This window comes from Alteromonas sp. PRIM-21 (assembly GCF_027563165.1).
Classification (GTDB): domain Bacteria; phylum Pseudomonadota; class Gammaproteobacteria; order Enterobacterales; family Alteromonadaceae; genus Alteromonas; species Alteromonas macleodii_A.
Map to the genome: position 1 here is coordinate 1 of NZ_JADOEK010000015.1, position 15,439 is coordinate 15,439.

Genomic DNA, 15,439 nt, shown 5'->3' on the forward strand with positions numbered 1-15,439 from the left:
CATCAACTTCCTTTAACACCCCAATGATCTGAGATTCTGTATAGCGTGATTTTTTCATAGTCGTCTCCTGCGTTAATCATTGCAGAAAACTCCAATTATGTCTGTCTCAGTTTAGGGGAAGTGGACACAAGGTTCTTATGTTGCGGTGATCAGAAGAGGGTTTATTGGTTAAGGGGGGTCAAGGGACTCTGCCGTAGCTTTGACGGAGAGAGCCTGTAACTAATTTTGTTCGAGGCCTTACTTCTTAATGTTATTAGCTTACTCTGACCAATACTTTTTCTTGAGGTGTAACTTAAGAAGAAAAAATATAAATTGGCGACAGGCAAAACCGGCTACTACAAATAAGGCAACGCCTATCATCCCCTTGCCTTTAAATAACAGGCCAAGCAACGCTGCTCCCAAGACCCCAATAAAAATTATGTTAGCTAGCATGCCTAGAGGGTGGGCATTGCTAGCATGGCCTACGATTAACTCAAGTTCCTGCTTATTGGGTTTCATCTTGCTTTTCATGCTCCCAGATTCTTTCTAAAATAACTGCTCTTAGAGCATCCGCAGCGCCAGGTGAACTCAGTACGTAGATTCCTTTAGTAGTACAGATGGTCGATATCGTTCGCAGGGTGCTTTTGTCTACGCCGTCGTGCGTGTACTGTTTATCTTAGCCAAAGGCGAAAGGCGGCACTCCAGAAAGCTCTTCAATTATCCGCTCTGGCTCTTTATCTCGACTCTTTTATTCTTCTTTCAACATTTGCTCATTGAGCGCTCTCAGCCTATCAAGTCTTGTTTCAAAATAACTCTGCCAGCAATGTCTTATCGACTATGACTTTACCCCCCCAAAAGCGTCTCAAATGATGCTACGCCGTTCTTACGTAAAAACCTAGCCAAGTTATCGAGTCACCATGTTCTAGGTTCGTCTGAGCGCCCATGGCGCATTACATAAGCTATTTCTGTATTGGCATTAATGGCCACCACAAAAACTTTTGCGGTTTGGCTGGACTTTCTTGAGCTATAACTTTTGTGATGGATTGAGTTTCCAGCTGTCTAACAAACTCACCTTCTTTTATTCTGTAGAACGCGTTGGCCATAATTTACATCTTGGATTATTGTTATCGACATTATGGCGTACTGTTGACTTGTATAAAAGAGTGGCCATAAGTATTTAAGACAAACCACCCGCAACTTTCGCTATTATTGGTGTATTTATGATTTGTTAGCTCACTTATCTCCTATTATTTTACTTTGCTTACTACCTTGGGCTTCCTGTGTGGTTTTCTCCAGGTGTGTAAAGAAGGTTTGCTACCCTCCTTGTTTAAACTATCCCTATATAGTTCACCACTCAACTTGTTTTGGTTTTTAGTATCGGAGCTTGAAAAGTCAATATCGATATTTAATGCATTTAAAACCATCATGACTGTTCCAAAGGAAATACTGGAAGGAGAGTTCTCAAGTTTTGATATAAACCGCTGGTCTTTACCTATTTTTTGAGCGAGCTCTGCTTGTGTCAGGTTATATGCTTTACGAATAGACGTGATGTAGGAACCTACATCGTTGGGAGTCCTAACTTTCATAAATAGGGAAATATTCCATATAAGGTATATCTGTAAATATACGCAATAGCGAATAATTAACGATAAACGTCACTTCCTGTAGTAAGAGACGGCCAAGGTTCAGAGAAATCACGAATATTTCAGTTAAATTAGAAACAAATTTAGGAATTAGTTAGTTTTAATATGGGTTGTCGACTTAGTTTCTGATACCGCAACGAAAACTGTCTTGCTGTGGTCATCAAAATGAGAAGCGGGAATGCCATTATCAATGGCGAAGTTAACTAACCCTCGTTCCCCAGACCATGCATCTTGGTTTGCCCATGTGTCAATTGTAAAGTCTGTTTGATCATAACGATAAACGATATGCAAAGAAATTTGGTCAATCTGTGGGATTTTGAAATACCACAGGGCCGCCCCCTCAATTGTTTGTTGTTCATCTGAACATACAATATAGCGTTGACTGAGCATCGAGTAGCATAAATGGGAAATACCAAAACCTCGATAGTCTTCGTCAACAAGTGCGCTAACAATCTGGGCAACCTGCCTTTGAGGTTTAAAGGCCTGTGCAAGAGGGTGGTGTGCTGGAAGTATAGTGTAGTTGAAGTTGGCGATTGCATTACCGCCTCGTTCGATAACGACCATGCCCTTACCTTCAGCAAATTCAAAGGTAATAGCTTGAGCTTTGTTATCTTGTTCCAAGCCGGGGATCACAATTTCCTTCGTCGACCATGACAAAGGCTCAGTCTCTATAACGTCAGTTGCCGTTATAATATTTTTATCGTGATTTCCTAATAAGAGTGGCACAGTAATCCGTTACAAATTGTTAGGAATGGTTAGCAGCTAGTTGATGTACCAACATTCTGAGTTATATTGTTAGCAAAATCATAGAGCGGTAGTTTCTCATCGCTGTGATTCACAACAGAAACTAGACCTGTTTCTTTATTTCGTTGCACTTCTGCATCTACAGTGATAGATGGATTTGATTGTAATACGCGTTCGAAATTATCGCGGACAATAAAAAAACACTCGGCTACACCACTACGCTTTTGTCCAAGCACAACATGTCTGTCCCCAAGTTTAGAAATAACTTGAAGCTTTTGACGAACTCTAAATTTTGAGATGGTCTTCACAGTCGTTGTCCTAGCCAGATGTTGTTCTGAACAGTAAAGTATAATTTGGATAAAAAACACCCAACCATAAAAATAACATCGAATTGCAAAGTTAACTGCTCTGACCAGTTGGGAAATGCAGCTTATAGGCAAGAATTTGCGATGAATGGCATTTAAGAGGCCGATATAGTGTCACTCTTGATGGTTAATGTTAGGCGGTCTTACGTAATATAGCAAGGAAGAATGGGAGTCTAACTTAGGAATAGGGCTATTGAAATCAGAAAGCCCCTATTTAAAGGGGCTAGATGACTTACTATTAACGATTGGTTGATTGGATCTCATTTCTAATCGAGATAAGCAGCTCTTCAGCCTGAATGTTTTGACCTGCGATAATACCCACCAGCGTTAATAAATCATCATCGGGTTCGCTATTGCGTACCGAATCGAATACAGCTCTAGCGGCCGCTGGTGGAATTGATGAAATATTTCTAAAAGACCAAAGCGATAAAGAGAACAGAATTTTGTTTAGTTTCCAAAATGATCGAGGCAAGTCAATACATCGTCCTGCTGGAGATTACAAATAGCCATTGAGTTTTAGGCTGTATATTGTTGTCCAAGGGAATCATGAGCTTAAACTTCACCTAGACGGGAAATCTGGTAGGCCAACACTTAAAGATGGTAAGCCTCACAACATAGCAGAAACTTACAATGTGAAGACTGGTCTTAAAGCTATTTTTATAGATGGGGAAATGTTAGTGAGCTATCAATATCCGGCGGGTTCAAAAGCTTTAGGTGGCGGCACTGGCGGAGCGAATAAATAGGGAGCTCTCCAAATACATCAGACAGTAATTCAGAAGCATATACTGGGATGATTGACAAAGCGATATTTTATAATTTCACTCTAACATATTATACAATCAGAAATCACTTTGAAAACACAAAGAGCGGTCTTTGGTATTTCAACAATCGACCCTTCACAAATAAGTTATCTTCTCCTTTATACCTTTAATTGCCTTCGTTGCAATGGATAGAAATGACATGGACGCTGGCCAGCCAATTTCTGAACCAAGTACCCAATAATGTGCTTTTGCAGTTCTTATTTTATATCTCTCAGTCATGTTATATAAAATGCTAGACCATATATAACTTGCAAGTCAAAGCTCCGCTAAATGATAAGCACAAGAATGGAAAACAGCGCAATATTTTTAGTCATTTTATGCATCCAAAAAGACCGTGAAAAATTTTCCTTAAGGTCGATGAGTAAATGGATAAAGATATAGTCGCCGACTTCTTTTAAAAAGGCTTAGGTACAAAGGCTTTTTCAGTGGTGAATATAGACCGGTCTTTGCCTCAGTTATTGTGAATATAATTATCATTTTTCAAAGTTTGGATTCTAAAGTACGGGCGCACAAAAATTAAGCAAAACTCCATTTTTGGACTTTTTTAAGCGCGTTCTCTGTACCGTTCTCTGTACCGTTCTCTGTACCCCCAAAAAAAGCGTTCCTTTTTATTTTATTTTTAAGAAGTAACGTGGGGGGTACGATCAAAAAGTATGTCTGAGTGGAACAAGAAGTAACGCTTTGAACATTATTTTAATCAGGAAGTTCGTTCTTTATTCATCTCGGTACGAGCAAAATGTTTAAAGAGTAATATTTTTTCAAAAAACGACGTGAAAATATTGATTTTTGGCACCGTTCACCCTGGTGCAAATTTATAATTTTTTAAGGCCGTTTAGTGATACATTGTGCACTGCAATGGGCAGCTCAAAGCCGAAGCACTTTCTTGGTCTATCATTAAATGTTTTTTCATTCTCAGTTACCAGCTTATCTTTTATCGTCCGTAAATCGTGACCTTTTAATTAGCACTGACGCAGTAGATCTTTGAAGTTTTTAACTAGTCCTCGCTCCCATAATGAATAAAAATTCGCGAAGTAAACGCCTGTCTCGTAATTCTCTGCTACTGTTTCATGACCAAAAAACTCACTGCCATTGTCCACTATGAATGTGTGAACATGGCTGGAACTTTTCTATAATATGCGCTTTTTATTGGTACTTTTTTATTAAAAACAGCTTACTTTTCCGTTCGACAAGACTGACTAATATGCTTGTTCCTTGCTTACCTAAAAGCGTACCGACTTAGCAATCGCCGAACAGTTTCTTCTTGTTTGCTGTGGCGGGGCGACGCTTGATGTTAATGCGATTAGGGATAATCAGACGCATCGTGTGCTGCCTTAAGGGTACTTAAGAATACCGCGAGCCAGTTTTATTTGGGCATCCATTTTTCATTCACGACAGACTTAGCGAAGGCAATGGTGAGTGCTGATATACAATAGCTTGGTCGCTTTGTAGTACGCAAACATCCGGCAGGTATTGCGTACTGCAGATTTTTTACGTCGAACCTATCGGCGGATCGTACTATGGTTGCCTTTTAAACGATTTCTAATCTCTCAGTAACTTAAGCCCTCTCTTAGATAGGCATTTTTCTTGAATCGTTGTCCCTCGTTTAAGAGCGTATATTTCTTAGTAACTACTCCTGTTTTTTGCCACTACAAAGTTCAACCAACAGGCAGTCGCTCTCTTCCAACTATTTAATCAAGAGTTGTGCACTTATTATCTTAATTCGAGGGGAATAGCCACTCAGAACTTGCGTTCAGTAAAACAATTGTTAGGCTTTTATGTGTGTTTTAAGTCAATAATCAATATGAGACACTGCGCAAAGTAGCGTATTTTGGCTCGATGGTGAGAATAGAGTAGGGTATGTTCGGCGATGGCGACGACACATTTGAGCCTCGATACGGCCTCTCAAGTGGTGATAATTATTTTGATTTAACGGCGTTTAATGTCCACTTCTCCAGCGCTTATACATTGACAACTCTAATGTCGATTTATTTACAATAGAGAAGGATTATTACTCATTTTCATTAGAATACAGTACTGGCCAACAAACAAGTTGCGTTATACTTTACCTCAATGAAAGTTCGCAACTGACGGTTGATTTTGAAAGCCCCATAGTCTCTAGAACCGTCACGCCAGAACAATCCAATGTTTCTGTTCAACGATTACCATGCAAAACGAACTTACCATCTAGTATTACAGACCACCTTCAAGCAAGTATACCAAAAAACATGTCCCTCATCCACCACCGAGGTGCCCCTCTTGCTCAACTCGCGCGCGCCTTCGGCTGTTTTGGTAGAGCGGGGGGCAGGGTGGATGCCACTTTGGTGTTTCCGCGGGTGGATTTTATGTGAAGGTGGTCTGTAAATATAATACAATAGGGTTAGGTTTGATTGATAAGAGGATATGGTGATGGTAAATGACTTTGCGCGCTTTAATAGTTTGCTCACAACTTTGGATGCGTTGTATGAGTCGCTTTATAGTGCCATGCGGTTAGCACCTACTGCTTATTTTGCCAATATTGATGACGTCACTAAAGAGGACTTTAAAGCGTTCTCTGCCGGTGAGCTAATGCTTGGCCACCGAGATATGTTCAACGTCCAAGCACAGATGCGTTGCCTTAATGCTTTGAAATGTTTTCATCGTCCTTCTCATGACATTTCAGGCCGGGTGGCAGGCAAATACCCTGGTATTCTTTTATTAGAGAACCATGATGACGTCATTGATACTATTATCGCCATTAACAGTACCAAAACCGCTATCAAACACTGCGTGCAGGATAGAAAGCCTGATGGCTCACACGGACGTAATCATTTGCAGAAGCACGAGTTCTTGCACCAACACCGTGGCGCCGAAATTATCTCTTATCAGCTATATCGGCATATCGATGTTATCAGTTGTCGCCCTGATACAGATACCGCGCTTAAAAGCGTGAATTTTTACTGGGCCTACAAGAACGCTGACCAACGGCTAACGCCTGAGCGCGCTGTGTTGTATCTGTATAACAGCAAGTCTGGTCTCAACGATACACAACTGAATGAAATAAAAGCGCGTATAATGGGCACACAGCACACCCACCGCTTTTATATACGTAAGACACGCAATGCGTCGGTGAATTTGTCTCTCTACTATGGCGCGAGTGACGGTAAGCCGGTGGTAAATACCATTAATGCCGCGCAGCCCGTTATTTTATGTAATTACGAGGATGTGCCCACAATTCGTCCGTTAAGCGCTCACGTGCCGCAAAAACGTAAAGCAAATAGGCAAGGGCATGCGTGGAAGTGTTTGAATGAAGCCACCAACCTCTATACGAGGCCGATTACCGAGGCGGATAAAAAACGCGAAGCCCAGTTAGCGAAAATATAGTTTGGTTAAGTTACCGCGATGGGCATATAGTGATTTTATCGAAAGTCCCACTGTTTGTTTTTTTCACGCATGATAAGTGTAATTGTCATGCGTGAATCCGAAAATTTATAAAGCTTGAGATTAACTTGAAGCTTTAGATATGTTATGAGTTCAAATGCATCCATCGGATATTAAATCATAATAATATTTACTACCTCAACCTACCTAATAACATCGATTTAATCCAACACACTGATGAGCTAAGGTTATGAAAAGTTAAACTTTTTGATTGCACCCTGCATTATTCATCGCTAAAAACTCCAACTACGTCTGTCTCAGTTTATGGGAAGTGGACACTACCGAAAACCAAATTAGGCGAAGCGATACAATACTGCTTGAATCAATGGGAAAAGCTGGCGCGTTATACACTCGACGGACTATTGAATATCGATAATAATCGCGCTGAGCACGCGATTAAACCGTTCTTGATAGGCAGAAAAAACTGGCTGTTTAGCCAGACCTCCACGGGCGCAAATGCCAGTGCGGTTCTCTACAGCATCATCGAAACCGCTAAAGCTAATGATCTCAATGTGTTCGAGTATGTGATGACTGGCCTCGATAAACTCAGTAAGGCCGACGTTGATATCGAGCAAATTGCCATGGCAATTTGCTAAGCGTTAGGTGGGATTACCGGACGTTTACACTTATGTGCTGATGTTCTTAGTTGCAGCAATAAAAGTACTTCATAGCCTCTAGTTCTTCAGGTGGCCGCTTTAGCTTCAATTGTACGCTTAGACGAGCAGCATATGCAGTAATCTTTGGTTATCCACGGATTTATAAAAACTCAAAATAGTCTCAAACTATGAAACCTATTATCCTTGTAAACGGCTACACCAAAAGCTAAGCCCAAACAAGGGCCAAGCTTTTTAATAGAAGTATCTTTAGTTGCTTAAAAACAAATTTCGTAGCTTTTGGAAAGATTTAGTACAGCAAAGATAGGTATCGCTATTTATAATCGAAGCGTTCTATCGTTATCCTTCCTCTGTAAAATCCACCACTAAAAATTAAAGAATTCATGTTTACGCCGTATCCTAGTGGGCTCAAATAGTTGTTCATATCTTCTATGTGAGCCTCTAGCGCCGCTTTGATGTTCATATTGTTCAACTTAGTTACATCTTGCTGTACTTCATTATTGTTAGTATCAAGAATTCTGAGTATTTTAACTTCTAACTTTATTGGAGAGTTAATTACTGTTAATTCAACTAAAATACTGCCGCCAGTTTCAAGTGGAATTTGAAACTGGTTTGGCACACTAGTATTAATCAAGTTAAGCGCCTGAGCTATGGAGATAGCCGTCGCTTCTACAGTTTTTATCTTTCCCTCTAAGCTATTATTTAGATAGTCGCTTACACCAGCACGACAATAGCTGCAATTAACGAATTCCCAGGGTGAAGATATAACTTCTTTCGGAATTGATTTTGCTTCAGCTTCGGCCACCAGAGAGTTCGAAGCATTACTGAGGTCCGTCATCATTGTTGAAATACCCGAAGGAACTGAGGAAAGCATGTATGTCACAACCGGAACTTCAGGCATCCCTGGAAGAGTGGGAGTGAGAGAAAGAGTTACATCAAAAGAACGAGCATTTTTATTGTAAATATCAACAAGCGTAATATGCTTTTTTTCACCAACCTTTAAGTTCAACATACCCCATGACACAATTTTATCGGAATGGCTGCAATCATAACACTCAACGACTTCCGAACTTACAGCTAGCTTAGAAAATGACACTAGAATAGCTAAAAAAAATCCAATAGACATTAATTTCATTTATTACTTCCTTTTACTGTTCAAATGGGCTTTTAGTAGGCCAAAAAATGATGACGTAGGTATTATTTTTTTGTTACGACTAAAAGACTGATACCTCAAAAAAGTAACGCTAGACATTAAGCCTTAACACATGTTGCGACAAAGAATTGGTTTCAAGGAAATACTATCGATACTATAGAGCCAGTAATACCGTTTATAATATTTCCATTGATTCACCACTGTTAAGTCTAGGAGCCCGAGTCCTGCTCTCTACTAAGGAAATTGCGAATAAGTCCTGCAATTTAGTGCCAATAGCAGCCGTTCGAATATTTGTAATTAAACGGCAGAAAAGTACGTACTCCGGTCGTTCAGGAATGTTTGGTGCAATCAGCGCTTAACGGGTCAATAGGTCCAAATTTTCACAACATCGCCTACCTGACTAAAAGTTAAACTTGCTAATACTATATGTTGCATTGTTTAATATGATTATGCATACGGAGGCGTGTATAAATGGCAAAAGGAAAGCTAATTTGGCATATTGCCTGTGACGAATCTGGTATAGATGGGCAGGTATACTACGGTTTTGGTTCCTTGTGGATGAAGTACCAACGTCGCGGCGATTTTGTTCGTATCATCAGAAATCTTAGGGAAAAGTATCGATATACAAACGAAATTAAATGGCAACGTGCTCATCAGAAAAATAACATTGATTTTTACAAAGAGCTTGCCGATGTATTTTTCAAACACGCGTGGCTGGCTTTTCATTGCATAGTTATTAGAAAAGGATTGGTAGATAAATCATTTCATGACGGTGACTACGACCTTGCAATGCGAAAACACTTCACAACTCTTATTTCTTCAAAAATAAAAGCAGTTAAAAAAGCACATCCTAATCAGTTATCAGAATTTCGAGTCGAAGTCGACCCATTACCGTCGCGATACAATAAGGCTGACGAAGCGTTTCATACAATCGCTAACAATATCCTAAAACAAGAATTAGGCGGTGATGCTCTGATTCAAACAGTTGTGACTAAAGACTCAAAAGATTCTCAGCAAATACAGCTGGCTGACTTTCTGTTGGGAGCAGTTATGAGCGCGTTTCAAGGAAAAGTAACCTCTGATAGAAAGCGAGATATGGCGAATCATATTGCATCATATTTAGGCTGGGACTCGCTCAAACACGACACTTGGGACTATGAGCGAAAATTTAATATTTGGTATTTTCATGATATCAGGCGAGATCAACGTGAAATTCATACGAAGAATGTAGAGCTGAGATATCCGCTCCCTGCAAAATCACTTAAGTGAAGTAGAAAAAAAGAATGAAAAAAAGTAACCACCAAGGAAAGGTGTTAAAAGATCATAAAAAAGTGGGCAAAAAGTTCATCCCCCCTTTAATGCAAATCGACAAGATGAGAGAAACATCGTTTGTAAACGACCGGCTTCCGTGCTTAATTTGGATGTCGTCATTATATCTTCGTCTTGGCGATAGGAATGCAACTAAAGTCATTGTTGATTTTATTGATACTGCGTATAACTGCTTTGAGGGTGAAAAAATTGCGCCGCTTCAATACATGGGTAGCTATACAACTCTGTCAGATTCAAAAAAGAATGAATTGTATGAGACATTAAGAACGAAACCATATTTCAACGACGTTTTAAGTAATCTCGAACATCAGTATCACTTATTAAAGAGCTATCCATTAGCGTTTCTTTTTTCTGAGCACCAGTATGGTGTTGACCGTGAAGATGCCATTGAAATGCTGAAAGAGGATGTAGAGGCGCTTTTGGATAGACTGTCATCAAAAGCGACCAAAGTTCAGGTTACTGCGGTTTACGCAGAGATAATATCTGGGCGAATGAAAATTTCTGCTCATATCGACTTGCCTGACTTCAATGCAATATTCAAAGCGCCAGAGTCTGATGATGCAAAGCGTGTTGCAAGTTTTGCTCGCGCTCATATCAACGGATTTGCAGCAGCTTCTTTTTTGAAAGAAATAGGGGTTCCTAAAAACAATTGGCCAGAGACTTTTTGGAATGAGGCTTTTGATTTAGATGGATGCGACAATGGATATTGAAGAATTAGTAAGTGGCTACGTCGATTATCTAGTGGACAGTTTCGATGAAGTTTGGACTAAAGTTAAAATTCCCGCGGATAAACTGGAGGCATTATCTGCCATTGGTGGTCTTTTATCTCGACAAATTACTCTCTCCATCGAGTTGGCTCAAGCTCCCTCAACATGGAACGGACATTCTGCACCATTATTCTTACGCTCTATGACCGATTTATATATCACGCTTGCGTGGATGATGGATGATTTGGAAGAGCGACCCCATAAATACATTATGCATGGTCTGGGTGAAGCAAAGTTACTTATCGAACACTACAAGCTCCTGTTAGAAAAGGAGGAATATCAAGAAGACAAAGAAGATCTTCAACAAATGATAGAGTTTAGAGAGCATTGGATTAATTCACAACGCAATGAATTTTTTGTCGAAGTGGATGTTGGAACGTGGTCGAATTTAAATTGTAGGAAAATGGCGCAAGAGGCAGATTGCGAAGACCTTTATAATTTTGCTTACACGCCCTTTAGCCAAGTGGCGCATAGCATGTGGCCCCATGTTTCAGTTTACAATATGACTCGTTGCAAAAATCCACTACATAAGCACCACTTGATTCCTGCTCTACTAGACGTGCCGCTCGACCCCGACTACTTGTATAGATCCTGCAAATACGTTGACAAGACTTATCGGTTGTTTGAAAAGCACTTTGAAGTATCAATAAAACTAATGCCGCTCGATTGGTGGAACAACTATTGGGAATCTATTCCAATAGAAGAAGATGTAAAGTAGCGCCTTTGAAGAAGTCCGCTAAACTGGATTAGTGTGATTACCAAGGGATTATGTCGGTCTAATTACCGAGCGACTTTGTCGCATTTAAGGTAACAGTTAGTATTATCCACTTCAATAAATATGCAAATATTTCCTTTGAAGCATGAGTTAATTAGACGTTTTGTATATTATTGAATTAACCAGAATATTAAAGGTAGCCAATGTATACAATCAGTAAACTCGCCAAAGAGGCAAATGTTGGTGTAGAGACCGTTCGTTTCTATGAACGCAAAGGCTTACTTGAACAACCCATCAAACCGATACAGGGATACAGGCAATATACAGAACAAGCACTTTCAAGACTATTGTTCATAAAGCGTGCACAGTATTTAGGTTTTACATTGGCGGAAATATCATCATTATTAATATTAAGTGCTAGTAATTGTGAAGATGTTCAGCAACTCGCTGAGCAAAAGCTTGCAGTAATTGAAGATAAGTTAAGAGATTTGCTTAACCTTAAAGACAGCCTTGTCTCGCTCATTTCAGACTGTAAAACTAATCCAAGTGATAAAGATTGCCCAATCATTCAGTCACTTCAACCGTAAAATGACTCATCACTTGACTCCGTACCCATATACGGAGTTTATGCTGTGCTTAAAAGAACAGTGTAATAAACGTAAATATGGCAAAAAGTAGTCAACTATCAATCTTAGGCGGGCTTGCCGCAGCAATCGGTGCAAGTGCCTGCTGTGCCGGGCCTCTTGTTTTACTTTTATTGGGTATAAGTGGTTCATGGATTAGTCATTTAACACTCTTAGACCCTTATCGTCCTATTTTTATATTCGTGGTTGTAGTTTTATTTGGCTTTGCTGGGTGGAAGATACATCAGCCTGTTGAAAACTGTGCGGATGACGAGGCTTGTGCAGTCCCAAAGGTAAGAACACGACGAAAAGCAGTATTTTGGTTTACCACACTGTTGGCGTTTGTTTTTGTTACCAGCAACTACTGGATCATATGGGTCGTGTAGGTGCTACCACTTAACTCTAATTGGAGAGAAAAATGAAGAAGTTATTGATTACAACTTTATTGTTGATAAGCAGCACGGCGACGTTTGCAAAAGATGTAACTGTTACGTTAGAAGTTCCGTCTATGGATTGTGTAACGTGCCCGATAACAGTAGAAAAAGCACTTGAGCGCGTTAAAGGCGTTAAACAAGTGGAAGTGACATTTGAAAATAAACTTGCTGTTGTAACATTTGACGATGAGATAACAAATCCTGATGCACTAACAAAGGCTACAAAGAATGCTGGTTATCCTTCATTAGTGAAGTCGTAAGGCCGTCGCTAGTTGAACGATATTGAAACCCTCAGAGGAACACAAAACTATGGCGAAAATAGAACTCTCATCGACGATTACTTGCCCACATTGCGATTACAGCCAGCAAGAAGAAATGCCAACCACTGCATGCCAATTTTTTTATGAATGCACTAAATGTAAAACACTGCTAAAGCCTTTGAGCGGCGACTGCTGCGTTTATTGCTCATATGGAACAGTGAAGTGCCCTCCAATTCAAGAGGGCAACAGTTGTTGTAATTGAAAAGTAGTCAGTTAAACAACTGGCTATTTATTATGCTGATTCATGCAAAGCTAGTGATCTCTCAATTCTCAGTGCGGTTGTATTCATATCATTTCTCAACCACATACTGCGCACGCCATTTGGGCTAACATCAATGCCTAATGCTTCTGTTAGCTTATGTGCCACCTTCTGCTGACCAAGGTGAGGATGTTCAAGAGAGAACTCGATTACCGCTTTCTCGATTTCCATATCTACACAGTTTTTATGCCGTATGTTAGGCGTTTCTTGCCGTTTTAGCGCATCAGGGCCACCTCGCTTAACCATTCTTAAGTGCCGATGAATAGTGTCTCGTGAGACGCCACTTTGGCGTGATGCAGCACTGACGCTTCCGAGCTTTTCGATTAACGCTAATACTTCAAGTTTCTTCTGTACTGCCAAGTCTTCTGATGCCAGTTTGCTTGGCTCATTAACTTCCGAGATCTTCAGTTTGCGACCAGCGAAGTGAGCGGTAAACCCTTTTTTACTCGTGTTCCTTATCTCGATTTTCTGATTGGCAATGGAGTGCTTGAGCGGTGAATCAATGAGGTAGAATTTGTTGCCATAACTGAAGGTATGGTCGTTACGTATTTTACGATGGTCTTTAATGACGCAGATATCATCAAGGTTGATGTGTTTTGACAGAGGCGTAAATTCAGGTGCTTGCTTTGATTTCACTTGGACTTTCGACTGCCAGAACTGCGGAATGAAGACATGCTTAAGGTAAGCATTGGCAGCGGCGATATCGTTGATATTGTTCAACCTAAGTTCGGGCACCAACCTGTCTTGGAAGGTTTCGAACGCTCGTTCAACGCGCCCTTTACCTTGTGGGGAATTGGCAAAGATAATTTCAATGCCCAGCTCCTCACAAGCGCGTTGCATTTGTGAGAAGTTACAACGCTTAGGCCCACCATAGATTCCGGCTCTGTCCACATAAAGTGTTTTAAACACACCTTTCTTTTCAAGGCAGTCACGCATGACTTTCAAACATCCAACGGTGGTCTCTGATGGGAAGAATTCAGCATAAACTTCACTGGTGGCATCATCTATCATCGCAATGAGACAATGCTTTTTGTTACCAAACCAACGGTGCGGACTACCATCCATTTGCATCATTAAGCCCGGTGCGGCCATACGTTCTCTGCGTTTACGAACATGGCTACGACGACGCTTAGCTCGCTTTACATGATGAATATCGTGCGCCCAACCACGTAAGGTCTCACGCTTAACAACAATGTGTTCATTCTCAGCCAACTGCTCGGCTAAGTGCAGTAAATTCAAATCAAAATACTTATCCTTAATTAACGCTTGAACGGCTTTTTTTATCGAAATAGGCGTTTTATTCGGGGGTGATTTACCGCAATTACCATGCACCACAAACTGAATACCGACTTCTTGATAGCGTTTTATATAGCGTTCAATTGAACGTCGGGATTTATTGAGTAACTTGGTAGCATTGGCAATCGATATTTTACCTTCAACCACTTTAGCTATTATATCAACGGTGAGTTGAGCTTTAGAATCCATCACAATCATCCTCAACATGCCTTCTAGTATTCAAAAAACAAAACACTAACAGGCACATAAAAAAATGACCGACAGAATCGCTTGGTAATTAAGATACGACAAAGTCGCTTGGTGTTAACACGCTAAACTGGATTAGTCGTCACTTAACCTGACACTTTCAGAGATAGAGCTAGACCAAAATTGACAGTCTCTTGTGCACGTGAAGCAGACCTTGGCTCATTAAGATTTTAATGACACGAATGAGGTAATCAACGGTCATGCTACTAATAAAAATTGAATGGCTGCTTTAGCCGAATACCTATGACAAAGCTCCAACATAAAACTGATAATTCGAGACTAATTCTCCGTACTAGAAGAACACACTTCTGCAATGCTATCTAATTGATGCAATACCCCGCACTCTTTAACCTTCTTATCATGATCGCAAGCAGAACGAATTGAAATCAGTGTTTCTTGTAGTACTTTTAATTCAGCTATCCGATGTTCGATATCGTCAACATGCTTATCTATTGTAGTATTAACGTTTTCGCAGCTATTCTCTGGGTTTGCTCGGGTTTCCAGTACTAATTTAATTTCCTCGATTGTCATATCTAATGCGCGACATTGCTTTATAAACAATAACTGCTTCAGTGCATCTTCAGAGTAGCTTCGATAATTCGATGCCGTTCGCTCAGGTGCAGCCAATAGTGATTTACGCTCATAAAAACGAATTGTCTGAATACTTAACCCTGTCTTAGCTGCCAGAAGCCCAATTTTCATTTTAACTTGCCT

17 protein-coding genes and 1 pseudogene are annotated in these 15,439 nt (G+C 40.3%); 10 read left to right on the top strand and 8 right to left on the bottom strand.

Annotated elements, in window-relative coordinates; translation table 11 throughout:
- Nucleotides 1–258 precede the first annotated feature (258 nt).
- From IW644_RS17285 to IW644_RS17305, 5 genes are all read right to left on the bottom strand, one after another.
- Nucleotides 259–510, bottom strand: coding sequence for a hypothetical protein (locus tag IW644_RS17285; protein ID WP_269918641.1), 252 nt, complete (start codon nucleotides 508–510; stop codon nucleotides 259–261).
- A 716-nt stretch (nucleotides 511–1,226) separates the two neighbouring features.
- A complete protein-coding gene (locus tag IW644_RS17290) occupies nucleotides 1,227–1,565 on the bottom strand; it encodes a helix-turn-helix domain-containing protein (protein WP_269918642.1) in 339 nt (112 codons plus the stop codon).
- A gap of 147 nt (nucleotides 1,566–1,712) precedes the next feature.
- Entirely contained in the window at nucleotides 1,713–2,348 is a 636-nt protein-coding gene (locus tag IW644_RS17295) for a hypothetical protein (RefSeq protein WP_269918643.1), read from the bottom strand.
- Between the two features lie 29 nt (nucleotides 2,349–2,377).
- Nucleotides 2,378–2,674: a hypothetical protein gene (locus IW644_RS17300; RefSeq protein ID WP_269918644.1), complete on the bottom strand. Its 297-nt coding sequence runs from the start codon at nucleotides 2,672–2,674 to the stop codon at nucleotides 2,378–2,380.
- Between the two features lie 295 nt (nucleotides 2,675–2,969).
- A complete protein-coding gene (locus IW644_RS17305; protein WP_269918645.1) occupies nucleotides 2,970–3,203 on the bottom strand; it encodes a hypothetical protein in 234 nt (77 codons plus the stop codon).
- 37 nt (nucleotides 3,204–3,240) lie between these two features.
- Here IW644_RS17305 and IW644_RS17310 point away from each other — a divergent pair, with 37 nt between their 5' ends.
- The 3 genes and pseudogenes from IW644_RS17310 to IW644_RS17320 form a co-directional block, all read left to right on the top strand.
- Entirely contained in the window at nucleotides 3,241–3,474 is a 234-nt protein-coding gene (locus IW644_RS17310; protein WP_269918646.1) for a hypothetical protein, read from the top strand.
- 2,484 nt (nucleotides 3,475–5,958) lie between these two features.
- Nucleotides 5,959–6,912, top strand: a complete 954-nt coding sequence (locus tag IW644_RS17315; RefSeq protein ID WP_269918647.1) for a DNA replication terminus site-binding protein — start codon at nucleotides 5,959–5,961, stop codon at nucleotides 6,910–6,912.
- 350 nt (nucleotides 6,913–7,262) lie between these two features.
- A pseudogene (locus IW644_RS17320) lies at nucleotides 7,263–7,572 on the top strand (IS66 family transposase); the annotation flags it as partial.
- 324 nt (nucleotides 7,573–7,896) lie between these two features.
- Here the strand turns inward: IW644_RS17320 and IW644_RS17325 are convergent.
- Nucleotides 7,897–8,718 (bottom strand): hypothetical protein, encoded by an 822-nt coding sequence (locus IW644_RS17325; protein WP_269918648.1) that lies wholly within the window; start codon nucleotides 8,716–8,718, stop codon nucleotides 7,897–7,899.
- Nucleotides 8,719–9,207: 489 nt separating this feature from the next.
- Between IW644_RS17325 and IW644_RS17330 the strand changes: the two genes are divergently transcribed.
- The 7 genes from IW644_RS17330 to IW644_RS17360 all read left to right on the top strand — a co-directional run bounded on the left by IW644_RS17330 (nucleotide 9,208) and on the right by IW644_RS17360 (nucleotide 13,126).
- A complete protein-coding gene (locus tag IW644_RS17330; protein ID WP_014951205.1) occupies nucleotides 9,208–10,005 on the top strand; it encodes a DUF3800 domain-containing protein in 798 nt (265 codons plus the stop codon).
- Nucleotides 10,006–10,019: 14 nt separating this feature from the next.
- Complete coding sequence (locus tag IW644_RS17335) at nucleotides 10,020–10,775, top strand: hypothetical protein (RefSeq protein ID WP_269918649.1); 756 nt, start codon at nucleotides 10,020–10,022, stop codon at nucleotides 10,773–10,775.
- Entirely contained in the window at nucleotides 10,765–11,550 is a 786-nt protein-coding gene (locus IW644_RS17340) for a DUF5677 domain-containing protein (RefSeq protein ID WP_032096157.1), read from the top strand. The genes IW644_RS17335 and IW644_RS17340 overlap by 11 nt, the downstream gene beginning before the upstream one ends.
- A 200-nt stretch (nucleotides 11,551–11,750) precedes the next feature.
- Entirely contained in the window at nucleotides 11,751–12,134 is a 384-nt protein-coding gene (locus IW644_RS17345; RefSeq protein WP_014951206.1) for a MerR family transcriptional regulator, read from the top strand.
- A gap of 77 nt (nucleotides 12,135–12,211) precedes the next feature.
- The gene (locus tag IW644_RS17350) at nucleotides 12,212–12,556 is read left to right on the top strand and encodes a mercuric transporter MerT family protein (RefSeq protein ID WP_014951207.1); all 345 of its coding nucleotides are present in this window, start codon (nucleotides 12,212–12,214) and stop codon (nucleotides 12,554–12,556) included.
- A gap of 32 nt (nucleotides 12,557–12,588) precedes the next feature.
- The gene (gene merP / locus IW644_RS17355; RefSeq protein WP_014951208.1) at nucleotides 12,589–12,864 is read left to right on the top strand and encodes a mercury resistance system periplasmic binding protein MerP; all 276 of its coding nucleotides are present in this window, start codon (nucleotides 12,589–12,591) and stop codon (nucleotides 12,862–12,864) included.
- Between the two features lie 49 nt (nucleotides 12,865–12,913).
- A complete protein-coding gene (locus IW644_RS17360; protein WP_080589192.1) occupies nucleotides 12,914–13,126 on the top strand; it encodes a GDCCVxC domain-containing (seleno)protein in 213 nt (70 codons plus the stop codon).
- Between the two features lie 30 nt (nucleotides 13,127–13,156).
- On the opposite strand, the gene IW644_RS17365 is transcribed toward IW644_RS17360, so the two are convergent.
- A complete protein-coding gene (locus IW644_RS17365; RefSeq protein ID WP_024016316.1) occupies nucleotides 13,157–14,677 on the bottom strand; it encodes an ISNCY family transposase in 1,521 nt (506 codons plus the stop codon).
- A 327-nt stretch (nucleotides 14,678–15,004) separates the two neighbouring features.
- Complete coding sequence (cadR, locus tag IW644_RS17370; RefSeq protein ID WP_014951210.1) at nucleotides 15,005–15,427, bottom strand: Cd(II)/Pb(II)-responsive transcriptional regulator; 423 nt, start codon at nucleotides 15,425–15,427, stop codon at nucleotides 15,005–15,007.
- Nucleotides 15,428–15,439: the final 12 nt, after the last annotated feature.